The sequence below is a fragment of the Ignatzschineria indica genome (genome assembly GCF_003121925.1).
GTDB classification, from domain to species: domain Bacteria; phylum Pseudomonadota; class Gammaproteobacteria; order Cardiobacteriales; family Wohlfahrtiimonadaceae; genus Ignatzschineria; species Ignatzschineria indica.
The window spans coordinates 1-24,735 of sequence record NZ_QEWR01000005.1; the positions used below are offsets into that span (position 1 = coordinate 1).

Sequence of the window (24,735 nt, forward strand, 5' to 3'; positions counted from 1 at the left end):
GAGTATCGATAGGGTAATGATCGTTGTCGGTGATAGAAGATCATTATCTGCCGGCGCGTAGTTTTTAGGAAGAGCGCGATAGTAAGATCCGGCAGCGTTCAGTCTCTGTTGTTTGATTGCTTCAAGCAATAAGAGAAGCTGTTGAATGACGGGAGGGAATGATTTCGCTCTTTTCATAACTGCATGCCCAGAAGTCGGCATCCTTGATGCCGAGAATGAGTATCGATAGGGCAATGATCGTTGCCGGTGATAGAAGATCATCATCTGCCGGCACGTAGTTTTTAGGAAGAGCGCGGTAGTAAGATCCGGCAGCGTTCAGTCTCTGTTGTTTGATTTGTATAAATAGTAGGAATATTAGTAGGGAAGATAGCTGTTGTTAAATAGTCGTGATTAAATAAGAGCTTCAATAGAAGCTCATAAGCTGTTTCAAGAGAGTGTAAATGGCAATCAATTGAGTAGTAAGTAGTTGAGTAACGGATTACAATTTTAGTCGTGAGAAGTTAGTCGTTAAGTAGATCAGTAAGTAGGTCAATAAGTAGATCAATAAGGGCATATTCAGTTATGGGAAATATTCGTAAAGCAGCGGCTGTAGGCCAAAGTGTATGGTTTGATAATATTGAGCGTAAGATGTTAGGTCACGATGGTGAGCTTGCAAGAATGATCAAAAAGGAGGGATTACTAGGGGTGACCTCTAATCCTGCCATTTTTGAAAAAGCAATTGCCGGCGGTGAAGCCTATCTTCCAACGATCCAAGATCCTGCTAATCATGAGCTTTCAGCACGTGAGCTCTTCTTTAAATTAGCGATCGAGGATATCCAATCCGCTTGTGATCTTTTTCTCCCAACCTATGAAGAGACGCGCTATAGAGATGGCTATGTTAGCTTAGAAGTTTCTCCTGACCTTGCAAATGATGCTAATGGCACAATTATTGAAGCAAAAGCGCTTTGGGAAGAGATCGATCGCCCTAACTTAATGATTAAAGTACCGGCAACTAAAGCAGGTCTCATTGCGATTGAGGCACTTATTGCCGAAGGGATCAACGTCAATGTAACCTTGATCTTCTCTGTTAAACGGTATAGTGAAGTTTTAGAAGCTTTCCTTAAAGGTTTAGAAGCACGAGTGAAAGTAGGGCTTCCTATTTTGCAAATCGCCTCTGTTGCGAGTTTTTTTATCTCCAGAATTGATGCAGTAATCGATAGTCAGATCGCGACTACAGCACCCCATCTTAAAGGGCATATTGCGATTGATAATGCGAAGATGGCTTATCAACACTTCTTAACAGAGATGACGCATGAACGTGTTAAATCACTCTTAAAAGCGGGAATGCAACCTCAGCGATTGCTCTGGGCTTCAACAGGAGTGAAAGATCCGAGTTATCAAGAGACAATGTATGTGCATCATCTGATGGGAAAAGAGACGGTCAATACGATGCCGCCTAAGACCTATAATGCATTTTTAGAAGAGAGTGTGACACCTTATCCGCAGCTTGAGAGTGATCTTGAGATGGCAAAAATTCGCTTAGCTGAATTGAAAGATTTCGATATCGATCTTGAAGAGATCTGCCAATCGCTTGAAACTGCTGGTGTTGAACAGTTTGTGACAGCTTTTGATTCACTTCTCTCAACCATTGAGAAGCAGCGCCTCTAAATGGTGCCGTAATCGGATGTTAATCGGATTCTAATCTCATTCTAATCTTATTCTGATCGGGTTTTGATAAGATGAGTTTTGATAAGATAATAAGCGCTAAACGGGGTGGGTTCTCACTCTACCGGGTAAAGTGAGGATGTAATATTGAAAGAAATCGAGTAGACTCATAGAGTTTGTTGATTTCTTGATGATTTTTTGGAAAGTAGGACAGTATGAAGATAGAACTCTCTCAGCCTTTTTTTAAAGAGCGAATTACCATCATGGGGATTGGTCTCATTGGTGGTTCACTTGCACGCGCGTTAAAGCGTAGTAACTCTGTCGGTAAGATTATTGCTTATGATCGCGATGAAGCAGCATTACAGCGTGCTTATGAGTTAGGGGTTGCAGATGAGATCTATACTGATCCTGTTGAAGCGACAAAAGATGCCGATATTATTATCCTCGCAACGCCGATTACAGCGATGGGGAAGATCATGAAGGAGATTACGCCTCATCTTAAAGAGAGTGCGGTTGTGAGCGATGTCGGCTCAACAAAAGGATCGGTATTAGCGAGTATCGAGGCGGAACTCGGTTATCTTCCAGAACGATTTGTACCAGCGCATCCTATTGCCGGTACAGAGAAGCATGGTGTTGAGAACTCTTTCGATTCCCTCTTTGATAATCGCCGGACATTGGTGATTCCCCATTTAGAGAATAGTCACGATGCTGTTAGAACAATTCATGATATGTGGAAAGCAGCGGGATCGATGACGGAAGAGATGGGCGTTAAGCATCATGATCAGGTTTTAGCCGCAACCTCTCATATTCCGCATCTATTAGCTTATGCAACGGTCGATACCTTAGCGAATCTTGATGATCGTGCCGAGATCTTCCGATTTGCTGCGGGGGGATTTAGAGATTTTACTCGTATCTCAGCATCAGATCCCGATCTTTGGGCAGATATCTGTCTGCAAAATAGAGAATCGATTTTAGAAGTCTTAGTTGCTTATCAGAAGAAGATCGATGCTCTACGCCATGCATTAGAAGATGAAGATCGTGAACTATTGCGTAAGGTCTTTGCTCGCGCTAAACATGCTCGGGATAATTTCTACAAAGAGCCGTAGATACGGCATCGAAGATGCCAGATTGAAGATGCCAACCTGCGGGCGCGTGCAGTCTTAATAAGAGCGAGATCGTTCTCTCCCGCCGTTCTACAGACTCTCTTATTGCTTGAAGCAATTAAACATCAGAGGCTGAACGCTGCCGGATCTCACTATCGCGTACTTCCATCAATTTCGCGCCGGCACATATTGTTTAAAAGCTGTTTAAGAGCTGTTTAAATTGCGTTTAATTATTTTTCGGTATTGAGAAATGCCAGTTGGCGGGCATGCAGTGGTGAAAAGAATAAAATGGTTGGCTCCCGCCGTTCTAAAAACCTTCTTAAGAATCATTGATTGAAACAAAAAGGCTGAACGCTGCCGGATCTTACTATTGCGTACTTCCATTAATTTCGCGCCGGCAGAGGGCGATCTTCTATCGCTGAAAACATTATCTGATTTCATTGATGACAACAAAAGAGATTACTGAGTTGCCGGAGATCGCTACTGCATGCTGTCAGAAATCGTATGCCGGCAGATGATGATCTTCTGTCATCGGTAACAATTATTACCCTATCGATACTCATTCGTGGCATCAAAGATGCCAACCTGCGGGCATGCATTCGTAATAAGAGCGAGATGGTTCTCTCCCGCCGTTCAACAGATTCTCTTATAGATTGAATCAATTAAAAATAGAAGCTGATGAATTGCCGGAGACCACCACCGCATGTTTCTATGAATCGCATGCCGGCAAGTTGCGGTCTCAATTATTCGATTATCAGAAAACTTTCTCGGCATCAAAGATGCCAACCTGCGGGCATGCATTCGTAATAAGAGCGAGATCGTTCTCTCCCGCCGTTCAACAGATTTTCTTATTGCTTGAAATAATCAAACAACAGAGGCCGAACGCTACCGGATTTCACTATCGCATACTTCCATCAATTTCGCGCCGGCAGAGGGCGATCTTCAATCGCCGGAAATTATATTTACTACTAAATACTTCTATAAAGCTCGTGTTGGCAAGTTGGCAATCTCTACTCATCATTCTCTTTAGGCGTTACAGGTGCGCCATACTCTTGTAGGAAGGCAGCGTAACTATATTCACCGAAGGGAAGTAGAGCATTGCGTTCGATTTTCGATTTCTTCTTCTCAATTTCAGCAGCTTCGATCTCCTCTCTTAAGGCCTCTTTAATCTCTTCAGCCTCCTCATTATGCATCGCTTCAATAACGGCATCCTCATCGATACGTGGGTCTAAAGTTGCTGCCGCAATAGGGGAGAGATGTCCATCGGGGAGAATAACGTGGGGAAGGGAATCTTCCACATCGGTTTTGAGACGACGACTCGCCTTGAGAAGATTCATCCAGATGATAGCAATCGCTATAGCAAGGGTAAAGAGATAGAGTCCTCTCGCATCATAACGTTCCATCAGATAGCCCGAGATCAAAGGACCGATAGCAGCGCCAACGCCAAAAAGCATCAACAAAATAGCACTCAGAGAGACCCGCTTATCCTCATCAATATTATCATTGGCAATCGCAACGGAGAGAGGATAGAGGGTAAATTGTAGAGCGATAGCAAAGAAGCTAATAAGACCGATATAGAGATTAGTGATCCAAGGGAGATTGATCAAAATCGAGAGCGTTAAAAGTAGAATCGCCACAATTGTGATCAGAAGAAGACGATTCATCCGGTCAGAGAGAAGCCCTAATGGCCACTGAATAATGAGTGATGAGGCAATAGCGATTGCCATATAACTTCCTGCCTCTTGAGTATTGAGCCCTAAACGTGTTGCAAAAATGGGCCCTAAACCATAGAAAGAACCCACCATCATGCCGGCAAAGAGCGTGATAATCAGCACTTGTGGCAGTGTCTTTATAAAGTACCCTATATTGAGTGGCGCCGCTTTTAGTGGTGTTGGGTGAATAGCACGCGTGACTGCAAGCGGAACAAGACAGAGTGAAAAGAACATCGAAACGATCATTAAAATACGAATATCGATCGGTTCAATCACTGTGAGCGCAACTTGCCCAAGAAGAACCCCTAAGGAGCTGACCGCCATATAGATCCCAAAGACGATTCCTCTCTGTGTCGGTTCTGCCTGATCATTGAGCCAACTCTCAATCACCATATATTGCACCATCATCATCAGCCCCATAATAAAACGGGCAGCGAGCCAAAACTCAATATAATCGAGTAGACCAATAAGAATAACCGTTGCCGCCGTCACACCAGCACTAGCAACATAACTACGGATATGCCCCACACGTGCAATCAGTTTATGCCCCAATTTTGCACCAATGACTAAGCCGGCATAGTAGGCTGAGGTGAGGCTACTGATTAAGATATCGGTGATGCCACGCGCTTCAAGATCGAGTGCTAAATAGGTCGTCAATAGACCATTTGCAAAGAGCATGAAGAGTGTTGCGAGATAGAGAGAAGAGAATGTGGTAATTGTCCGCATAAATTTTAGCTCTATAGAAGGAAGACCCATGATAGGGATTCATGATTGTTGATTATTAATTGAGCACTTATAAGGATGTTTCTACTTGAAAAAGGCTCATTCGATAGAAATAGGAGTAACTTCAAGCCCCTATATCATAACGCATCATCGATAAATGTAAAAAAAGAGCGCATATCTTGGCTGAATCTTAATCAGTTATTAGGTGCAATTGAAAATAGTTATCATTGCCATTGACAATGTGAAATAGAATGATAATAATTCTTATTAGTGAAAAGATAACACTCGCTGATAGTAATCATAATGATAATGATTAACATCATATAATGATCTAGAGGATTTAAGAGCTCAATCGTCTTTTCACACAAAATTTTATGAAATTTATGATTAGGTTTAGTGGTTTTATTCTGTTTTATCTTATGAATTAATAAGGAATTGGTATTCATGCGTCGAAATATACTCTCCCAACGGTTGCGCCTTGCACTTGTGATGGCGGCAACCTCAACACTTCTATGGACAGCGCAAGCTGATGAAATCCCTCTTGAACAGAGCAAGGTCGATCAGTCGGAGTTAGCTAATGCAGTAGATCTAGGCTCTCTTGTTGTCACAGCTTCAGGTTTTGCGCAAGAAGTTAAAGATGCACCGGCATCGATCTCTGTGATTGGTCAGGAGAGTATTAATGAAAAACCCTTTACCAATATTGGTGATGTATTAAGAGACATTGAAGGGGTGAATGTCACGCGCGGTGGCAAAACGGGTGGGGTTGACATTGGTATTCGAGGATTAGAGAGTAAATATACCTTGATGATGATCGATGGGCAGCGCCTGAGTCAAAATACATCGGGAGCACGTCCAAATGGGTTTGGGGATGTGGATTCAGCCTTTATCCCTCCAAGCTCGGCTATTGAGCGTATCGAAGTAGTGAGAGGCCCGATGTCGACGCTCTACGGTTCTGATGCCCTAGGTGGTGTTGTGAATGTAATCACCAAGAAAGTTCCCGATAAATGGGGCGGACAGGTCAGTGTTGCGATAGAAGAGCCCACAGATAGTCAATATCCTGGTGGTAATACAACCTCTTTCTATCTTGGTGGACCGATTAAGACCGATCTTTTAGGCTTAGCCTTAATGGGGAGTTTTCAGACACAACGTAATGCCAAAGGGACTTATCAGTCTGCGAAAGATGAATATACGCCTCTCTATAAATTAGGGGGCTTTGGGGAACGTCGTAATTTCAATTATGGCGCGCGTTTAAGTTTTACACCGGAGAATCAAGAGTTTGTCCTCAGTTACGATCGTGGGGTACAGCGTTACGATAATAGTGAAGGGCAGTTAGGAACGCTCCATAAAGATGTAAAACCTGGGAAAGCGGGGGGAGGATACTCTGACCATCTTCGCTTTACACGAGACCGAGTTGGTCTTACTCATAGAATCGATTTAGATGCTGTAGTTGTGGAATCAGGGCTCCTTTGGGATCAAACGAAAACACTCGGGCGCCTAAATCCTATTTCGAAACCAGCAAAACCTCATGATGGTTTACCGCGCGATATTAAATATAGCAATATTATCTTCGATAACAAATGGATGTTCGCTTTAGGAGATCACTTTATCAGTGCAGGGATGCAGTATCGTCATCAAGCATTGAAAGACAACCTAGTTGAATCACCTTTAGATGTTAAGCAGTATCAATGGGCGCTCTTTGCGGAAGATGAGTGGATGATTAATGATGACCTGATTGCCACTTTTGGTCTTCGTTATGATAAGAATGAGGATTTTGGTAGCCATTTTAGTCCTCGTGCTTATCTTGTCTGGAATATTGATGACAATTGGCAGGTTAAGGGAGGTGTTAGCCGTGCCTTTAGAGCGCCTGATCTTCAGCAAATGCATGATGATGTTGTTATGGTTACAGGGCAAGGAACAGCCCCTATTTTAGGGAATCCAGAATTAAAACCTGAAACCTCAACCTCCGCAGAGCTCGGTTTTTCTTATACTAATTTAGATGACTTTAACTTTAATGCGACAGCCTTTTATACGCGATTTAAGGATAAGATCGATACAGTAGAGATCTGTAAAAATGATAACAGTGCTCGTTGCAAGAAGTTAAATAATGATTGGCCAGATGCGAGTAAAATTAGTCAATATCAAAATTTGGATGACGCCAAGTTGTATGGTGTTGAACTAGGTTCACGTTATCAAGTATTAGAAAACTTAGCTTTAAGTGCAAACTACACCTATACCCAGAGCCGTTATCGTGATGATGCCGGACGTCGTATTCCTTTTAGCAAAACACCCCGTCATATGGTCAATTTAAAAGGGGATTGGAAGATTGCACCAGAATGGAGTCTTTGGGCAGAGGCCTCTTTCCGTGCTAAAGAGTATCGAGGCTTAGAGATGGGGCATGGCGTTGATGAAAAAGGTAAAGCGACAACCTTTGCGCTTGATAAGAAGCTCTACTATCGCTCTTATGCACTCGTCAATGTTGGTGCAAGTTATAAACCTGCACGAGACCTCTCTATTAACTTTGGTGTTAATAATCTTTTCAACAAAAACTTTATCGATTATCAAGCTCCAGAAGTTTATGGGGCGCGTGGAAAAGGCTATCAGAACCGCTACGCTCGTGTAGAAGAGGGACGCAAACTCTGGTTAAAACTTAACTATGAGTTTTAGAGAATCTATAAAAGATTTTCGAAGATCTATCGGCACTGGTTTTTATCAGTGCCGCTATTGAGGCCAATCTTACTGCTTTTTATAAGATTGGCACTCAAATAGCCCTTTAAGCATTTTGTAATCGTTTTTGGCTAATGCTGATGCTAATGGCTAATAGCTAATACTTTAAGGCACTACTTTTTAACCACTTTAATCGTTACACTGAATGAGGCGCTGATCGCGATCTTACAGGTGGTGAAACGATTGATTCAATGACAAAAGTTAACATGATCAATAATGGCAATAAGATAACATTAATTGTAGCACTGCTCTGCGTCAGCTTGGTTCACGCAGGTGTCTATATGGGTTTAACTGCTGCTGGTAGTTCCCAACAGATTGTGATGCAAGAGGGTGATGCCTCAATGTTGACGATGCATAATGTGCAACTGGCGGGCATTATTGATGAAGCGGAAGGGAATGCGGAAGATTCTGCGGTTGAGGCGGAAGCTGTTGAATCTGAAGTTGTTGAAGAGGTGATCGAAGAGGTGAACAATGAGGCAACTCCTGAGCCGGAGGTGATTCCAGAGCCAGAAGTGGTTCCAGAACCAAAGGTCGAGCCTGAACCGGTTGTTACGCCAGAGCCCATTAAGGAGGCGCCACCTGTCATTGCAACGAATGAGCGATCTGAAACAAAAGCGGCAAAAGTAGTAGAGAATCGTCCCAAGCAGGCCCCTAAAAAAGCGGCACCCAAAGCGGTGAAAAAGCCTCAAAAAGCAGCTGAGAGTGTGCGGAGCGTTCAGAGTGCAAAAGCGGTCTATAGTGAGAGTGAAGTCAATGTCTTGAGTAAGCCGACGCCCAACTATCCTCGTGCAGCAAGACAGCGTAAGATGCAGGGGCAGGTTGATCTTATTGTTTCGATCAATAGTGATGGTGCTGCACAAAATGTTCGTGTTGCACGCTCATCGGGCCATGATCTTCTAGATAAAGCAGCTGTTAAAGCAGCGCAAGGAATTCGTTTAAAGCCTTATCGAATCAATGGAGTGGCAACTCCGATTCAGGTAAAAATTCAATATCTCTTTAAGATGTAACTCACTATGATTGAGTCTTAAACTTAAAAGGATGAAAGGTTGGGGAAAGCTCCCTATAATAAGTAACAAAATGAAGCAGTAGAGTTTAACAATAGATAGGTAGATAGCGTAGGATGCGAAGATCAGTGGCATTGCCGTTCCTACGGATCGATTATTAGATCAGATTTTATCGATGACAGTTTTATCGATGACATTAAGACAGAAAGGAAAAAAATGGAACCTGTGGTAGAAAATTTAGGATTTATCAGCTTTATCGAGCAGGGAGATCTTGTGACAAAGACGCTCTTTGTCATCCTTATTATTATGTCGATTCTCTCTTGGTTGGTGATCTTTTTAAAGTTCTTTCAAGGGATTGTTGATCGTATTAAGGGTAAGAAATTTATGTTCGATTTTTGGCATGCTAAGACACTTAATGAAGCTGCTAAATTGATCTCTTCTAAACCTTCAACACCACAAGAGCTCCTTGCAAAAGAGGGGTTCCAAGCGCTACATCGTTATCAAACAGGGCTTGATAATATTCAGAGCAATAGTAGCCGCAAGGAGTATATCACCTCTATTTTGCGCGTAACGCTCGATAAGATTCAGCTCACTATTGAAAATGGTGTTACGATTTTGGCAACTATCGCCGCAACTGCACCGTTTGTCGGACTTTTCGGAACCGTTTGGGGGATCTATCACGCCTTAATTGAGATCGGCTCAACAGGCGCAGGTACGATCGATAAAGTTGCAGGCCCTGTTGGGGAAGCATTGATTATGACAGGTCTTGGTTTAGCGGTTGCGATTCCGGCAGTTATGGCGCACAGTTGGTTAGTTCGTCGTAATCGCCTACAGATGGGAAATCTCGACTCTTTTGCTTTTGAATTATTATCGATATTAGATCGCTCACCACAGCAGAAATCTAAAACGGCTCAAGAGACGGCAACATCACCGAATAGTGAAGTGTAGGGGGAGATATGTCATTTGGACGTTTACGCGATAAGGGATATGAATCGAGAGCCGAGATCAACATGGTTCCCCTTATCGATATTATGTTGGTACTTTTGGTGATCTTTATCTTAACGGCGCCACTTGTGACGCAATCGGTCAAATTGAAACTACCTGAAGCGGTCGATCTAAAAGAGGAAGTTGTTGTTCAAGATCCAGAAAAACCGGTCTTAATTGCGATCAATGCTGATAATGAGCTCTTTATCAATGATGAAGCGATCGATTTTGATGCAGCGCTTTTACGCTTAACGGCGATTAAAGAGGGAAGTGAGAAAGCCCCGATGATTCAGTTACATATTGATTCATCCGTTCCTTACCAAGAGGTTGCAAAAATTGTGACGATTTTAAGTAAGGTAGGATTAGCAAATATCGGTTTTGTTTCTCTACCAGAAGAAGGCAGTGCGCAACCATAATCAACCGCATGCCGGCAGAGGGCGATCTTTTATCGCCCGGAAATATTATCTTATTTGAGTGATCACAAAAAAGCTGATGAGTTACCGGAGATCACTACTGCATGTTTCTACGAATCGCATGCCGGCAAGTAGGCGATCTTAATCACCGGCAAATATCGTTCCATTCTGATCCATATCGATACTATTTCTCGGCATCAAAGATGCCGACCTACGAGCATGCAGTTGTGAAAAGAGCGAAATGGTTCTCTCCCGCGGCTCAACAGATTCTCTTATGGATTGAATCAATTAAACAAAAGAGGCTGACCGCTGCCGGATCTTACTATCGCGCTTTTCCATTAATCATGCGCCGGCATCGGGCATCAAAGATGCCGACCTGCGGGCATGCAGTAGTGATAAGAGCGAGATGGTTCTCTCCCGCAGCTCAACAGATTCTCTTATGGATTGAATCAATTAAACCAAAGAGGCTGAACACTGCCGGATCTTACTATCGCGCTCTTCCATTAATCATGCGCCGGCATCGGGCATCAAAGATGCCAGCCTGCGGGCATGCAGTTGTGAAAAGAGCGAGATACTTCTCTCCCGCGGCTCAACAGATTCCCTTATGGATTGAGTTAGTTAGTAACAGAGGCTAAACACTGCCGGATTTTACTATCGTGTATTTCCAAAAACTACGCGCTGGCAGAGGGCGATCTTTTATCGCCCGGAAACATTATCTTATTTGAATAATCACAAAAAAGCTGATGAGTTGCCGGAGATCACCACTGCATGTTTCTACAAATCGCATGCCGGCAGAGGGCGATCTTTTATCGCCCGGAAACATTATCTTATTTGAATGATCACAAAAAAACTGATGAGTTGCCGGAGATCACCTCTGCGTGCTTTTACGAATCGCGTGCCGGCAAGTAGGCGATCTCAATCATCGGCAAATATCGCTCCATTCTGATCCATATCGATACTATTTCTCGGCATCAAAGATGCCGACCTGCGGGCATGCAGTTGTGAAAAGAGCGAAATAGTTTTCTCCCGCGGCTCAACAGATTCTCTTATGGATTGAATCAATTAAACAAAAGAGGATAAACACTGCCGAACTTACCAACCCCCTGTTGCACCGCCACCGCCACTTCGACCGCCACCACCGCTTCGGCCGCCACTGCTTCTCCCACCGCCGCTACTACCGCTTGAGCCTCCTCCTCGATAACCTCCACCCATTCCATCGCCTCGGCCACCACGACCGCCTTGAATTTTAATCGGCGCACGAATAAAACCTAGCGCAAGGCCTGCAGTCTGAAAGAGTAGGAGAAGAAGTCCTATCAAGATCCCTATGGCAAGATGAAATGCGATAGAGGTAAAAAATCCGATAAAGATCGCACTAGGAAGTGAGCGGAAGAAAGCTTCCATCCAACTGATTTTTTTAACCTTTTTAGAAGAAGTATGTCTGCTTTCTCTTTTTGAGGATGGGGTAGAAGGCTCTCTGCTTGAGTATGAGTGCCTCTGATTTTGAGAGCGATAATGATCTGCCCACGTTTTAAGAGAATCTTGCTGTAGATCGCTAGAATGATTGATCGGCGAATTATGTGGATCATGACTCTCAAAGAGAACCTCTTTTTGTTTATTAGAAACACCTCTCGATCGTTGCTGTAATCGCTGTATTATCGGGAGGAGAAAGGGCGCTATGATCATTACCACCATCACAATAATGGTGAACGCTAAATCCCAATCGACGAGCTCTTCATGATTACTAGAAGCCGATAAGGGAACCTCTTTGAGCGAGGGGAGTGGTTCTCCCTCAATTTGAGCAATGATGGCATCGACGGCGAGTTCAATCCCTTCGGCAAATTTTCCGGCACGAAATGCGGGGGTAAGATATTGATTTAAGATCTGACCGGCAATAAGGTCGGGAATTGCCCCCTCAAGCCCATATCCCACCTCAATACGCATCGCTCTCTCTTGTAATGCGATGAGAAGCAGAACGCCATCATCAACCCCTTTTCGCCCAAGTTGCCATTTCTCCATAATGGTAACCCCATATTCTACAATCTCATGACCTTGAAGATCAGGGAGAATAAGAACAGCGAGTTGTGATCCTGAGTTCTTCTCAAGAGCCCATATTTTGTGATTAATCTCCGCTTTTTCAGTAGGAGAGAGGAGTCCGGCATAATCCATTACGCCATCATCTAATAGGGGAAGAGTCTTTTCTTGTTGACTCAGCCTATTTTTAAGATCGGCTGAAGATGCAGACCAGGCCGTTTGAAATGGTAGAAAAAGAATAAGTGAGAGGAAGAGCGTTAAGAGCAGATAGGTTTTTTTTATTGCTTGCCGACCTATCATTACTCCCATCTTCTCCGCTTTATATTGCTTTTTGATCTCTTCTCTTCTTCTCTTCATCATATTCCCTAATTTCGTTACAATAGCCGATTGCCACTTTGAGATTCACAATTCTCTATAAATTAAAGAGAACTGATCTACAAACTCTCTGCAATCCTCTAAAACTCCACAACCGGCGCTTGATCGATCGTTGGATCATCGACACTAAATTGTGGAATAGGCTGATAGCCGAAGATTCTTGCCACAAAGAGATAGGGAACTCGGCGAATGGTGGTGTTGTAGTTACGAATGGCGTCAATATAGCGATTTCGTGCTACAGCAATCCGATTCTCTGTTCCTTCAAGTTGAACCATCAAGTTTTGGTAGAGTTGACTCGCTTTAAGATCGGGATAATTCTCCACGAAGATGAGAAGTCGTGAGAGCTGCGTTCCTAACATCGCTTCTGCCTTCTCATAAGCGACTCTCTTTTCAGGATCTTCTAAATCAGCAGGTGAGACCGCCATCTTATTGAGAGAGGCTCGTGTTTTGGCAATATCGGTAAAGATTTGTGATTCATGTTTGGCATAACCTTTGACCGTATTGGAGAGATTGGTGATAAGGTCGGCACGGCGTTTATATTGGTTGATCACTTCAGCGGCTGCAGCTTTCTGCTCTTCATCGAGATTTTGTACACTATTGTAGTAGCCGGCAGTCATAATGCCGAGGATAATCACGATCAGCGCGATAGGGATAAAGGCCCAGTTGAGAGGACGTCGGCTTTTTAAAGTTGGCGTATGATCATTCATTTAGAGTAAAGTTCCCATTAATGTTGTATGAAAATATTGTATGAATATTAATAATCTCTAACAGATCTAGCAGATCTAAAAATTTAACAAATATTGATAATCAATCATCAATCAATCAATCATCAATCGATCATCACTATCAGTGGATAATGACATCCGTTGTTGTTTGGCTCGCTTTAATAAAGGTTGTGCGATAGCGAATAAAGAGGAAGAGCGTCAATAGAAGCGCCACAAGACTGATCGCAAAAGCGACCCAAGAGATGCTCGAAAGTCCCATTTTACTAATCACAACGGTTCCTACTAAAGCGCCGCCGCCGATCCCAATATTGAAGATGCCCGAGAAGATCGACATGGCGATATCGGTTGCATCCGGGGCGAGCTCTAATACCTTGAGCTGGAGTACTAAACCGATACAGGTCATGGAGATACCCCAAAAAAGGGAGAGGTAGAGGAGCCCATCGACAAGATGTGTACTTGGCATGATCAAGAGTAGCGAGATGGAAAGCCCTAAAATTGAGAGTGGAAGAAAGGAAAGCGGATGTTGATTATTCAGTTTACTAAAGATAATGCTCGCTAAAATACCGGCACCTCCAAAGATAAGGAGTAAGATTGTAATCTTATTCGGAGAGATCTTTGCAATGCTTTCACTAAAAGGTTCTATATAGCTATAGGCGGTAAAGTGTGCTGTGACGACAATCGCCGTTAAGATAAATATACCTACAAGTGCAGGGCGCTTAAAGAGAATTGGAAGACTCTTAGCGGAACCCGCATTTTGGCTAGGTAAGCGAGGTAAGACGATGTAGAGCACAATAAGTGTAATAAGAGCGGCAATACCGATAATTAAAAAGGTGTAGCGCCATCCTACCAACTGCCCAATAATACGCCCGAGCGGAATACCTAAAACGGTCGCAAGTGCCGTTCCTGTCGCTAAAATCCCTAAGGCTTGCGATTTTTTCCCTAAAGGCGCAACTCGAATCGCAAGTGCTGCGGTAATAGACCAGAAGACCGCATGAGAGAGAGCGACACCGACTCGCCCAACAATTAAGATGGTAAAGCTAGAGGCCATAAAGGTCACCAGATGACTGATGACAAAAACAATAAAGATAAAGGTGAGGAGCCGTTTTCGCTCAAAGTTACTTACCAGAAGCATCAAGGGGAGTGAAGCGAGCGCCACAACCCAAGCGTAGATGGTGATCATAATCCCCACCTTTTCTGCCGGTAGATCGAAGCTAGCACCAATATCGGTGAGAAGTGCAATCGGAATAAATTCTGTCGTATTGAAGACAAAGGCAGCAATGGCAAGGGCAATAACCCGAATCCAGGCGAGATTGAAGTGTTGATTCTCTCTCTGTTGCTGCTCTATCGTTACAGTCGATGGTGCTGTCATATATGAGATCTTCCCTTTATGCGTGGTTTTAAATCAGCCCTACAGATCGTCTCTGTTACTAATAGCTCTATTTTACCCCACTTCAGAGATGAGAGGTAAGAAAAGGGGGATTTAATCAGCCGATTGCGCAGCCGATTTCCTCGTTTGACTAAGGTTCAATGGCATCACTTAACTGAATCAATCGACTTATCGGTTAGGGATGATCTATTAGGGATGATTCATTAGAGATGATCCATCAATTCGTTGATCTTCGTAACACCAATCACCTCCATATCGGGGATCGGATGTTTCGGCTTATTCGCCATTGGAACAATAGCGCGTTTAAAGCCATGTTTTGCTGCCTCTTTTAGTCGCTCCTCACCATGGGGAACTGGGCGAACTTCACCGGCAAGACCGATCTCTCCAAAAACCACAAGATCGGATGGGAGAATTAGGTTACGAAAGCTCGAAAATGCGGCCGCAATCACTGCAAGGTCAGAAGCGGTTTCTGTCACCTTTACACCACCGACGGCATTGACATAGACATCCTGATCGAGCATGGCAATACCGGCATGACGATGGAGAACGGCAAGGAGCATGGTAAGTCGATTCTGCTCTAAACCTAAAGTGACGCGTCGTGGTTGACCGCCGAGAGAATCATCGACTAAAGATTGAATCTCGATCAGGAGGGGGCGCGTACCTTCTCGGGTCACCATAATGACACTTCCGGAACTTCGATCTGGTTGACGTGAGAGAAAGATTGCCGAAGGGTTGCTGATCGGGCGAAGGCCTGTCTCCGTCATGGCAAAAACACCAATCTCATGGAGAGGACCAAAACGATTTTTGTAGGAGCGCATAATACGGAAGCGAGAATCGACCTCTCCTTCAAAATAGAGAACGCAATCGACCATATGCTCTAAGACTCTCGGGCCGGCAATTGCCCCCTCTTTTGTCACGTGACCTGCTAGGAAGATCGATGTTCCTGTTCGCTTTGCAAATCGCGTAAGAAGGGCAGTACTCTCCCGCACTTGCCCCACATTACCGGGCGCAGAGTTGAGAAGTTCTGTAAAAATGGTCTGAATAGAGTCGATTACAATAACGTCAAGATCCATCGGCTCGGCAACACGAAGGATCTTCTCCACATTCGTTTCGGAGAGAAGTTGTAGTTTAGAGCCATCGAGCTGTAAGCGCTCAGCACGTAGTGCAACCTGACTCGGTGATTCCTCTCCCGTCACATAGAGAACCTTCTTCCCTTGATGGCTAAGATGGATTAAGGTTTGTAGCAAGATTGTCGATTTACCAATCCCGGGGTCGCCACCGATTAGGACAACAGATCCAAAGACTAAGCCACCTCCTAAGACGCGATCGAGTTCATTGAGACCGGTAGAAAAGCGCGTTAGCTCCTCTTTTTGTACATCTGTTAAGATCTGCACGCCTGTAGCGCCGGCGGTTCCGGAGTAGCCCGAGAGGCGCGTAGGAGTTGTTTCTACCATCATCTCTTCGATAGAGTTCCACGCTTTACAATCTAAGCATTGTCCCGCCCATTTTGGGGCAATCGCACCACAATCACGACAGACAAATTGGGTTTTAGCTCGGCTCATATACTTCTCCTTACAGATGTTAGAAACTTATCATGACCCTTATTTAGAAAGTGATGCAGGATCACGATGGAGCAGGATCAGAAGGGAGAGTTTAACATAAGCGCTTAAGTCCGATTAATCTTCTCTTATACTTTCTCTCGCATCTTTACTCATATCTTATCGGGCTATTTTCGCGATGGAACTCTCATATTGTGCTTTTTTAGGGAGCATCATGGAAGCGATCGCTGCCACAATGAGGAAGAATCCTGCTAGCCAGAAGGTGATATAGTGCGAGCCATAGGTCTCATAAGCCCAACCGCCTAACCAAGAGCTTAATGTCCCGCCAATTTGATGACCAATAAAGGCGAGACCATAGAGAATCCCCACCAATTTAACGCCATAGATATCGGCAAGCATTCCTGAAGAGATGCCCATATTGCCGGCCCAGACAAGGCCACCCACAATGGCAACGGTATAGAGTTGCCAAGGCGCTAACACCATCACCAGCAAAAAGAAGGCAACACCGCGAACAGCATAGATTGCCACTAACATATATTTATGATCCACATGGGTACTGATTCTCCCAAGCATCACGGTACTAAAGATTGCCACAAGACCGATCAGGCTGACACCAAAAGCACTCACATCTCGGCTAAAACCATGATCGATTAACATCGGTACGGCATGGGTTCCTAAAAGAGACATGCTAAAGCCACAAGCAAAGATGCCGATCACGAGCAACCAAAAGGGTTGTGTTGAGAAGACTTCACGCAAGCGATAGCTCTCTCCCTTCATCATCTTGTTGCGAGCTGCGATCTTCGCTTGATGCGCTTTGATTTCACTCTCTGTTATTAAATCACCATATTGTGGTGGTGTGCCGCGAATAATGGCAAAGGCAACAAAGAGAGTGGCGATGGTGAAGAGAATGGCATAGCCGATCAAGGTACTCTCCCAACTAAAGGATTGGATAGTTTGGCTAAAGAGAGGGGTTAATATCGCAATTCCCGCCATCGAACCGGTGGAGAGAAAGAGGAGCGCCATTGTTCTTTTAGCAATAAACCAACTACTGATCAATTGGGTAAAAGCAACAGGACTTGTAAAGGCGAGCCCAAAGGAGAGAAGTCCGCCATAGCTTAGGGCAAAGATCCAGATATTATGACTATAGACTGTCAAGATGAGTGAGATAGAGACCATAATTGCCCCTAGGATTAAGGTTATGCGCGTCCCATAACGATTGACGCAGAAACCGGCAACGGGCATTCCAAAGCCATAGATCAGCATTCCAAAAGCAATCACTGCTGAAAGGGTGCTGCGACTCATTCCTAAGCCTTCACTCATTGGAATCACAAAAGGGCCGATACTCATGCGCATTCCAACGGTAAACATTGTTAAGAGTGCCGCGGCAATGACAATGGTCCAGCCGTAATACCATCTCTTCGGTTGAGGCGTTAAATTTTCTCGATTTTCGTCTCGATTCTCAGCGTGATTTTCTATTGTTGACATCGTTTTAACAATTCCTAGTAGCTTATTTTATCTATTCTATTGAGTGTGAATATTGTGAGTTTTTTTGATCATCGACCATCGACTATCGATCATCGATCGAGTGTTACGTCATTATTTCTTATTAAACATACTATAAAAAAGTATAATAATTAGCGAAAAAAGAGAGCAGCGGGTAAGACTGCTCTTTCTCTCTTTTCGTTCCGGGGGCTATTGTAGCATCTTCCTTTTGAAATTGTTTGCTATTAGGTGCATAGTTTCACCTATATAACACTGTTTGTCTCAATTGCCGGAGTTGTTATCGATCGTGATGGTGAATAATCACATTATAGCCCCATTTTCAGGCTCGCTTCGATAAAGTCATCAAGATCACCATCGAGGACAGGTTGTGGATTTCCCACCTCATAGCCGGTACGAAGATCTCTAATGCGCGCTTGATCGAGAACATAGGAGCGGATCTGACTTCCCCAGCCCACATCCGCTTTGGAATCCTGCAATGCTTCTGCGGCATCTCGCTTCTTCTGCATCTCTAACTCATAGAGTTTAGAGCGTAATTGTTGCATCGCGACATCTTTATTACGATGTTGTGAGCGTTCATTTTGACATTGAGCAACCACTCCGGTGGGAATATGGGTAATACGAACCGCTGATTCTGTCACGTTAACGTGCTGTCCGCCGGCACCTGATGCGCGATAGACATCGACACGAAGATCGGAAGGATCAATATCGATCTCAATATTATCATCGATCTCGGGGGAGACAAAGACAGAGCAGAATGAGGTATGGCGCTTATTATTGGAGTCAAAAGGTGACTTTCGCACTAAGCGGTGAACCCCTGTTTCGGTGCGTAACCAGCCAAAAGCATGATCGCCTTCAAAGCGGATACTCGCTGATTTGATGCCGGCAACATCGCCGGGAGAGGCTTCTAATAGCTCTGTCTTAAAGCCATGATGCTCACCCCAACGAAGATACATGCGAAGCACCATCGAGGCCCAATCTTGCGCTTCGGTACCGCCAGCACCGGCTTGGATATCGATAAAGGCATTATTGCCATCCATCTCGCCACTAAACATGCGTTTAAATTCAAATTGCTCAATCTTTTTTTGATACTCAAGAAGATCGGCCTCAATCATCAAAAGCGTCTCTTCATCATTCTCCTCTTTTGCTAAGGCAACGAGATCTTTAGCATCATCAAGCCCATTTTGTAACGCTAACATTCCATTGACAAAGTCATCGAGCGTTGCGCGTTCTTGTCCCAATTTTTGTGCTTTTTCTGGATTTTCGGACCAGATGTTGGGATCTTCTAACTCCATTAAGACTTCAGTCAGGCGCTCTTGTTTAAGATCGAAGTCAAAGATACCTCCGAAGGTCAGCGGCTCTCTCGGAAAGATCTTTAATAGTGTGATTGAGTGTATTGATAAGTTCCATCTAGATAATTACTCCATCTATCTTATAAGTTGATTGATCCTTCAGCTCGTAGATCAGTAGTGAGGGGGAATAGATACAAGCATTGTTAAGATAAAGAATCATGAAGAGGAGGGTGTAAAAGGATTCTCTTAACTAAAAGGCTTGTAATAAAAATGTTTAAAGGAGCTTATTATACGTGATTTAAGGACGACTGATAAATGAAAAGTATCTTTATAGAGGCTTTGATTAACAAAAGAGGCTGAACGCTGCCGGATCTTACTATCGCGCACTTCCAGCAATCTTGCGCCGGCAGAGAGCGATTTTCTATTGCCCGGAAACATTATCTTATTTCAATGATCACAAGAAAAAGCTGATGAGTTGCCGGAGATCACCTCTGCGTGCTTTCATGAATCGCGTGCCGGCAAGTAGGCGAACTTAATCACCGCACCGGTAAATATCATTCGATTATTAGAAGATTCTCGGCATTGAAAATGCCGAACTGCGGGCATGCAGTTGTAATAAGAGTGAGATGGTTCTCTCCCGCGACTCAACAGATTCTCTTATGAGTTGAATCCATTAAACAAAAGAGGCTGAGCGCTGCCGGGTCTTACTATCGCGTACTTCCAGCAATCTTGCGCCGGCAGAGAGCGATTTTCTATTGCTCGGAAACATTATCTTATTTCAATGATCACAAGAAAAAGCTGATGAGTTGCCGGAGATCACCTCTGCGTGCTTTCATGAATCGCATGCCGGCAAGTAGGCGAACTTAATCACCGGCAAATATCATTCGATTACTAGAAGATTCTCGGCATTGAAGATGCCGATCTAAAAATGGGCAACAAAAAGCCGGCACTATGACCGGCTTTTAAATCTTTTGCTATCGTTTCTGGCGAAATAGTGAACTCTCTTTACATTTCACATGAGATGAGTAGAGAATTCTCACCATCAAAATAACTCATCTATTAGAGATGGCTATCGATAAATTGTGCTAATTGTGCTTTGTTAAGCGCACCAACATGTTGACCAACGATCTCACCATTTTTGAAGATCATTAATGCAGGAATACCACGAATTTGGAATTTAACAGCGGTATCTTGGTTGTTTTGTACATCAAGTTTAACCACTTTTAATTTACCTGCATACTCTTCTGAAGCGGCTTCAACGATTGGTGTAATCATACGGCATGGCGCACACCAATCAGCCCAGAAATCAACGAGAACAGGAAGTTCTGCTTTTAAAACTTCCGCTTCAAAGGTTGCATCAGTTGCATTTACTAAATTACTCATTGTTACTCTCCCCTGAGAAATGGATCAAGATATCCAAAATTAGATTTGGAATTTTCTTTATAAAATATGATAATACCTTGGTATTACACCCGAAAAATGGGGAAATGACAAGGTTCGAATGTGATAAAAATTTCAACCACTGTCATTAATATAATTTATTGAATAATTTATTGAAGAACAGATTAACTGAGGACTCAGGTCAATACCTATGGGAAAACCACTATTAACTTCTATGAAGTTTGCAGATTTAAATTTACATGATTCACTGAAAGAGAGCTTGGAAGATAACGGTTATGTCTACTGTACCGAAATTCAAGAGAAGGCACTCCCCGATCTATTAGCAGGGAAGGATGTCACCGGCCAAGCGCAAACAGGGACAGGGAAAACTGCAACTTTCCTATTAGCGACCTTAAATCACCTCATGACTGTGCCGGTAGAAGAGGGCAAGAAAGGCCCTTATGCCATTATTATGGCTCCAACGCGAGAATTGGCAGTGCAGATCCATAGCGATGCGGAGATGCTCGGGCGTTATACCGGTCTGAAATATGCATTACTCTATGGCGGTGCTTCTTACGGCACACAGAATGAGGCATTAGAAGCAGATCCTGATGTTGTGATCGGTACTGTTGGCCGAATTTTAGATTATTTTAAGCAGAAAAAACTGAACCTTCGTAATGTTGAGGTCTTTGTTCTCGATGAAGCAGATCGAATGTTCGATCTCGGTTTTATTAGCGATATTCGCTTCCTTCTCCGGCAGATGCCAAAAGTGGAAAAGCGTCAAAATATGCTCTTTTCTGCCACCTTCTCTCAACGAATTTTAGAGCTCGCTTATGAGCATATGAATGATGCGAAACTGATTAAGGTTGAGTCAGAGCAGTTGACAGGATCGCGCATTACCCAAAGACTCTATCATGTTGCATCAGATGAGAAGATCAAGCTCCTCTTTGGTCTTTTAAAGCATGAGAAAGCAGAGCGCTCCATTGTTTTTGTGAATACCAAGCGTGCGGCGGATGAGGTCTTTGAATCGCTCAATGCCAATGGTTATAAGGCGGCGGTTCTCTCAGGAGATATTCCACAAAATCGCCGTGAAAAGTTACTCGAAGAGTTTAAAAATGGGGAACTCTCTATTATGGTGGCAACAGATGTTGCTGCACGTGGACTCCATATTCCTGATGTGACGCATGTCTTTAACTATGACCTTCCCCAAGATGTGGAAGATTATGTTCATCGTATCGGAAGAACGGCGCGTGCCGGGGCAGAAGGAACTGCAATTACCTTTGCTTGCGAAGAGTATGTCTACTCATTGATGGATATTCAAGATTACATCAAAGAGGAGATTCCCGTTGAGAGCATCACAGAAGAGCTCTTAATTACACCGGAGGTGGAAGCGCCGAAACGTCGTGATCGTAGAGGAAGAACCCCGCGCAACAATCGCCGTACGGGAGATCGTAATGAGCGTGATAATCGTTCAGCACGTCGAACGCCGCGTCGCCGTCGTCAAGATGATGAGAAAGGAGAGAAGGGTAATGAACGTCATGAGCGCAATGAAGAGCATAAAGGGCAATCACCAGTAGCGGACAAAGCGTCTGAGAATACCCCTGAAAAAGCACCTCAAAAAGAGAGCGCACAACCTACTGCCGAGGCAGAGGGTTCCAATCGTCATGGTGAAGAGCAATCTTCAGCACCGAAACGTCGCCCACGTCGCAATGTTCGTCGTCCACGCCGTAATAGTGGACCACGCAATAATCGCGCACCTAAAGCAGATTCTCCGGCACCTCAAGGTGACTAAGTCAGCGAATCATTCAGCAAATCAGTCAGCAGATAAGTAAAATGGAACAGATAGATCTCTCTTATCGAGCCTTAGGGTCTTTGGTAAGAGAGATCTCTTCTTTTAGAGATTAGAGGAGTTATCGATGAAACGAGCAGAATCGGAACGAGTGAAGACGCCGGCAACGCTCTATCTAGATCGGCATCAATTGCCATATCAGTTATTTCAATGTACCGGGAAGATTGAGGGAACTGCCGAATTTATGGCTAATTTTCTCGGTGTTCCTGCTTATGAAGTGATTAAAAGTATCGTCTTTATGGATGAGAAGCATCACGGCTATATGGTTTTGCAACATGGCGATCACACCATCGATACTAAAAAGTTACGAAAAATTTTAGGGGTAAAAAGTATTCGCCCGGCACCTTATGAATATGCCCATAAATGGACGGGCTACCAATTTGGGGGAACATCTCCCTTTGGGATTAAGGCTGATCTTCCCATCTATGCAGAAGAGAGTATTTTTCAGTTAGAGAGCTTCTATATCAATGGTGGTCAGCGAGGTGTCAATATTAAGATTACTCCGGATCTATTAACCTATATTGGCGTTACTCCGATTTCGGTGACGAAATGATGGGGAAGATGAGATATAAGGATGAAAATCAGAGTAAAATCTAGAATAAAATTCAGAGTAAAATCCAGAATGAAACTCAGAATAAATATCATAAATTAAGGATGAAGATGATGAAAAAAGTAGTACTCGTTTGTAGCTTTCTCTTACTCGTAACCGGTTGTGCCGCAGGACTCAATGATGGACAAGGAAGCTATCGTGGTAAGGGGCGAGTCGCTTCAATTATGGTGAATGAAGCGGGAGATTCTGAAATTAGTGTCGAGACAGAAGATCGAGGACATATTCCTGTAATTGTTCCTGGAAATGTCGATATCTTCCCAGGGCAGATGGTGAAGGTTGAGCGTAATAGTCGCGGGTTTGGTAAAGTTGATGCGCTTTAATGTTTAAGCAGCAGACTTACATAATCAGTTTAAATAACCTTTAAATCTAAACTAAAGTCTAAAGTCTAAAGTCTAAAGTCTAAAGTCGCCATTTGTAAAAGTTTATAGAGGAGAAGATGAGTGCAACGTTTTAGTCATCAAAAGATTGAAGAAGAGTTACCGGTTCCGTCAGAAGAGGCATTAGCACTCTCAACTGAGTTGGCATTAGAGATAATTGCTGAAATTCGTGAAAAGGGACCGATGCCATTTTCGCGCTTTTTCAATTTAGCACTCTATCATCCTAAGCTCGGCTACTATACCGGACCTCAAGCTGTTTTTGGTGAAGCGGGAGATTTTATTACCGCGCCACTGGTTTCTGATCTTTTTTCTCGCTCATTGGCAAATCAAGTAGAAGAGATTAAGCGCTTGATGCAATCTTCTACCAAGAACTCTCAAGTCGATACCTTTGATATTTTAGAGATTGGTGCCGGCAATGGCACAATGGCGCGTGATCTTCTTTTAGCCTTAAAAGTAACGAAGCAATTGCCAACGCGTTATCTTATTTTGGAGGTCTCTCCTGATCTAAAAGCACGACAAAGAGCCCTCATTGCAGAGAGTTTGCCGGAGTATATCGATCAGGTGGAATGGCTCGATGCTCCTCCACAAACGGCATGGAATGGGGTGATTATCGCTAATGAGGTATTGGATGCTTTAGCGGTTGAGCGCTTTAAAATTGAGGATGGTCAGCCCCACTATATCGATGTAGATATTGAAATTGATGAGGAGAGCCGTAGTGTCCGTTTTATCTCTCAGTTGAGAGCTGCTGATGCTTCACTGCGACAATTTTATCAATCACTGCTTGATAAAGGATATACTCTCTTAGAGGGGACGGAGACGGAGTATTGTCCTACGCTTGAATCATGGTTGCCGCCGCTCTTTGAGCATCTTGAGAAGGGGGTTGCGCTCTTTATCGATTACGGCTATGACGAGCGAGAATATTATCGCCCAGAGCGCACGACCGGCACCTTGATTGCTCACTATAAACATCGTGCTCATGAAGATTTCTATCTCTACCCAGGGCTGCAAGATCTTACCGCTAATGTTAATTTCACCCAGGTTGCAACGCTTCTTGTGGAGATGGGCTTAACTTTTCTTGGATATACTGCACAAGCCTACTTCTTGATGGGTAATGGCCTGCAAGAGATGGTGAAAGCAGAGCAGGAGGCTTTAGCAGAAAAGGGGGATAAGAACGATATCGGCTGGTATGAGCTCTCCCAAAAAGTACAGCAACTCGTCCATCCTGAAGAGATGGGGGAGCGTTTTAAGGTCCTAGCTGTGGGTAAAAATTTTGATGAAGCATTACAAGGTTTTGCCCTCTACGATTATGCACATCATCTTTAGTCTTTAATTTTTCAGTTATT

General features: G+C 43.8%; 20 protein-coding genes. 12 read left to right on the plus strand and 8 right to left on the minus strand.

Annotated features, from left to right (window positions below; translation table 11 throughout):
• Window positions 1-561: 561 nt before the first annotated feature.
• The 3 genes from tal to DC082_RS10835 all read left to right on the plus strand — a co-directional run bounded on the left by tal (window position 562) and on the right by DC082_RS10835 (window position 3,404).
• Window positions 562-1,647, plus strand: a complete 1,086-nt coding sequence (gene tal / locus DC082_RS09050; RefSeq protein WP_109236704.1) for a transaldolase — start codon at window positions 562-564, stop codon at window positions 1,645-1,647.
• Between the two features lie 212 nt (window positions 1,648-1,859).
• Window positions 1,860-2,750: a prephenate dehydrogenase gene (locus DC082_RS09055; RefSeq protein ID WP_094567737.1), complete on the plus strand. Its 891-nt coding sequence runs from the start codon at window positions 1,860-1,862 to the stop codon at window positions 2,748-2,750.
• 501 nt (window positions 2,751-3,251) lie between these two features.
• Entirely contained in the window at window positions 3,252-3,404 is a 153-nt protein-coding gene (locus DC082_RS10835; RefSeq protein ID WP_157957448.1) for a hypothetical protein, read from the plus strand.
• A 353-nt stretch (window positions 3,405-3,757) separates the two neighbouring features.
• Here DC082_RS10835 and DC082_RS09060 read toward each other — a convergent pair whose 3' ends face one another.
• The gene (locus DC082_RS09060; protein WP_109236705.1) at window positions 3,758-5,185 is read right to left on the minus strand and encodes an MFS transporter; all 1,428 of its coding nucleotides are present in this window, start codon (window positions 5,183-5,185) and stop codon (window positions 3,758-3,760) included.
• Window positions 5,186-5,626: 441 nt separating this feature from the next.
• Here DC082_RS09060 and DC082_RS09070 point away from each other — a divergent pair, with 441 nt between their 5' ends.
• The 5 genes from DC082_RS09070 to DC082_RS09090 all read left to right on the plus strand — a co-directional run bounded on the left by DC082_RS09070 (window position 5,627) and on the right by DC082_RS09090 (window position 10,942).
• Window positions 5,627-7,846: a TonB-dependent receptor domain-containing protein gene (locus DC082_RS09070; RefSeq protein ID WP_109236707.1), complete on the plus strand. Its 2,220-nt coding sequence runs from the start codon at window positions 5,627-5,629 to the stop codon at window positions 7,844-7,846.
• 251 nt (window positions 7,847-8,097) lie between these two features.
• Window positions 8,098-8,913 carry an energy transducer TonB gene (locus tag DC082_RS09075; protein ID WP_109236708.1) on the plus strand — a complete coding sequence of 272 codons (816 nt, stop codon included), beginning with the start codon at window positions 8,098-8,100 and terminating at the stop codon, window positions 8,911-8,913.
• Between the two features lie 213 nt (window positions 8,914-9,126).
• Window positions 9,127-9,858 (plus strand): MotA/TolQ/ExbB proton channel family protein, encoded by a 732-nt coding sequence (locus DC082_RS09080; RefSeq protein WP_109236709.1) that lies wholly within the window; start codon window positions 9,127-9,129, stop codon window positions 9,856-9,858.
• A gap of 8 nt (window positions 9,859-9,866) precedes the next feature.
• Window positions 9,867-10,310, plus strand: coding sequence for an ExbD/TolR family protein (locus tag DC082_RS09085; RefSeq protein WP_109236710.1), 444 nt, complete (start codon window positions 9,867-9,869; stop codon window positions 10,308-10,310).
• 101 nt (window positions 10,311-10,411) lie between these two features.
• Complete coding sequence (locus tag DC082_RS09090) at window positions 10,412-10,942, plus strand: hypothetical protein (RefSeq protein WP_133243703.1); 531 nt, start codon at window positions 10,412-10,414, stop codon at window positions 10,940-10,942.
• A 457-nt stretch (window positions 10,943-11,399) separates the two neighbouring features.
• On the opposite strand, the gene DC082_RS09095 is transcribed toward DC082_RS09090, so the two are convergent.
• The 7 genes from DC082_RS09095 to trxA all read right to left on the minus strand — a co-directional run bounded on the left by DC082_RS09095 (window position 11,400) and on the right by trxA (window position 20,559).
• The gene (locus DC082_RS09095) at window positions 11,400-12,695 is read right to left on the minus strand and encodes a TPM domain-containing protein (RefSeq protein ID WP_189363324.1); all 1,296 of its coding nucleotides are present in this window, start codon (window positions 12,693-12,695) and stop codon (window positions 11,400-11,402) included.
• Between the two features lie 98 nt (window positions 12,696-12,793).
• Window positions 12,794-13,420, minus strand: a complete 627-nt coding sequence (locus DC082_RS09100) for a LemA family protein (RefSeq protein WP_109236713.1) — start codon at window positions 13,418-13,420, stop codon at window positions 12,794-12,796.
• Window positions 13,421-13,559: 139 nt separating this feature from the next.
• Window positions 13,560-14,807 (minus strand): sugar transporter, encoded by a 1,248-nt coding sequence (locus DC082_RS09105; protein ID WP_109236714.1) that lies wholly within the window; start codon window positions 14,805-14,807, stop codon window positions 13,560-13,562.
• Between the two features lie 221 nt (window positions 14,808-15,028).
• Window positions 15,029-16,387, minus strand: a complete 1,359-nt coding sequence (radA, locus tag DC082_RS09110) for a DNA repair protein RadA (protein WP_109236715.1) — start codon at window positions 16,385-16,387, stop codon at window positions 15,029-15,031.
• Between the two features lie 156 nt (window positions 16,388-16,543).
• Window positions 16,544-17,869, minus strand: a complete 1,326-nt coding sequence (locus tag DC082_RS09115; protein WP_109236716.1) for an MFS transporter — start codon at window positions 17,867-17,869, stop codon at window positions 16,544-16,546.
• Between the two features lie 323 nt (window positions 17,870-18,192).
• Window positions 18,193-19,294 (minus strand): peptide chain release factor 2 gene (gene prfB / locus DC082_RS09120; protein ID WP_109236717.1). Its coding sequence is split into 2 segments (ribosomal slippage): window positions 18,193-19,218 and window positions 19,220-19,294, totalling 1,101 coding nucleotides; the frame shifts between segments, so codons are not numbered across the junction.
• A gap of 941 nt (window positions 19,295-20,235) precedes the next feature.
• Entirely contained in the window at window positions 20,236-20,559 is a 324-nt protein-coding gene (trxA, locus tag DC082_RS09125; RefSeq protein ID WP_109236718.1) for a thioredoxin, read from the minus strand.
• A gap of 208 nt (window positions 20,560-20,767) precedes the next feature.
• Here trxA and DC082_RS09130 point away from each other — a divergent pair, with 208 nt between their 5' ends.
• The 4 genes from DC082_RS09130 (at window position 20,768) to DC082_RS09145 (ending at window position 24,715) form a co-directional block, all read left to right on the plus strand.
• Window positions 20,768-22,348 (plus strand): DEAD/DEAH box helicase, encoded by a 1,581-nt coding sequence (locus DC082_RS09130; RefSeq protein WP_109236719.1) that lies wholly within the window; start codon window positions 20,768-20,770, stop codon window positions 22,346-22,348.
• Window positions 22,349-22,472: 124 nt separating this feature from the next.
• On the plus strand, window positions 22,473-22,958 hold the full coding sequence (locus tag DC082_RS09135) for an aminoacyl-tRNA deacylase (protein ID WP_109236720.1): 486 nt from the start codon (window positions 22,473-22,475) through the stop codon (window positions 22,956-22,958).
• Between the two features lie 107 nt (window positions 22,959-23,065).
• Entirely contained in the window at window positions 23,066-23,335 is a 270-nt protein-coding gene (locus tag DC082_RS09140; RefSeq protein WP_133243704.1) for a hypothetical protein, read from the plus strand.
• A 120-nt stretch (window positions 23,336-23,455) separates the two neighbouring features.
• Complete coding sequence (locus tag DC082_RS09145; RefSeq protein ID WP_109236722.1) at window positions 23,456-24,715, plus strand: class I SAM-dependent methyltransferase; 1,260 nt, start codon at window positions 23,456-23,458, stop codon at window positions 24,713-24,715.
• The last annotated feature ends 20 nt before the right edge of the window (window positions 24,716-24,735 follow it).

Excerpts from the sequence above, each read along its gene's own strand:
- tal (WP_109236704.1), top strand. The coding sequence starts at position 562 with ATGGGAAATATTCGTAAAGCAGCGGCTGTAGGCCAAAGTGTATGGTTT.
- DC082_RS09055 (WP_094567737.1), top strand. The coding sequence starts at position 1,860 with ATGAAGATAGAACTCTCTCAGCCTTTTTTTAAAGAGCGAATTACCATC.
- DC082_RS10835 (WP_157957448.1), top strand. The coding sequence starts at position 3,252 with ATGCCGGCAGATGATGATCTTCTGTCATCGGTAACAATTATTACCCTA.
- DC082_RS09060 (WP_109236705.1), bottom strand. The coding sequence starts at position 5,185 with ATGCGGACAATTACCACATTCTCTTCTCTCTATCTCGCAACACTCTTC.
- DC082_RS09070 (WP_109236707.1), top strand. The coding sequence starts at position 5,627 with ATGCGTCGAAATATACTCTCCCAACGGTTGCGCCTTGCACTTGTGATG.
- DC082_RS09075 (WP_109236708.1), top strand. The coding sequence starts at position 8,098 with ATGACAAAAGTTAACATGATCAATAATGGCAATAAGATAACATTAATT.
- DC082_RS09080 (WP_109236709.1), top strand. The coding sequence starts at position 9,127 with ATGGAACCTGTGGTAGAAAATTTAGGATTTATCAGCTTTATCGAGCAG.
- DC082_RS09085 (WP_109236710.1), top strand. The coding sequence starts at position 9,867 with ATGTCATTTGGACGTTTACGCGATAAGGGATATGAATCGAGAGCCGAG.
- DC082_RS09090 (WP_133243703.1), top strand. The coding sequence starts at position 10,412 with ATGTTTCTACGAATCGCATGCCGGCAAGTAGGCGATCTTAATCACCGG.
- DC082_RS09095 (WP_189363324.1), bottom strand. The coding sequence starts at position 12,695 with ATGAAGAGAAGAAGAGAAGAGATCAAAAAGCAATATAAAGCGGAGAAG.
- DC082_RS09100 (WP_109236713.1), bottom strand. The coding sequence starts at position 13,420 with ATGAATGATCATACGCCAACTTTAAAAAGCCGACGTCCTCTCAACTGG.
- DC082_RS09105 (WP_109236714.1), bottom strand. The coding sequence starts at position 14,807 with ATGACAGCACCATCGACTGTAACGATAGAGCAGCAACAGAGAGAGAAT.
- radA (WP_109236715.1), bottom strand. The coding sequence starts at position 16,387 with ATGAGCCGAGCTAAAACCCAATTTGTCTGTCGTGATTGTGGTGCGATT.
- DC082_RS09115 (WP_109236716.1), bottom strand. The coding sequence starts at position 17,869 with ATGTCAACAATAGAAAATCACGCTGAGAATCGAGACGAAAATCGAGAA.
- trxA (WP_109236718.1), bottom strand. The coding sequence starts at position 20,559 with ATGAGTAATTTAGTAAATGCAACTGATGCAACCTTTGAAGCGGAAGTT.
- DC082_RS09130 (WP_109236719.1), top strand. The coding sequence starts at position 20,768 with ATGGGAAAACCACTATTAACTTCTATGAAGTTTGCAGATTTAAATTTA.
- DC082_RS09135 (WP_109236720.1), top strand. The coding sequence starts at position 22,473 with ATGAAACGAGCAGAATCGGAACGAGTGAAGACGCCGGCAACGCTCTAT.
- DC082_RS09140 (WP_133243704.1), top strand. The coding sequence starts at position 23,066 with ATGATGAAAAAAGTAGTACTCGTTTGTAGCTTTCTCTTACTCGTAACC.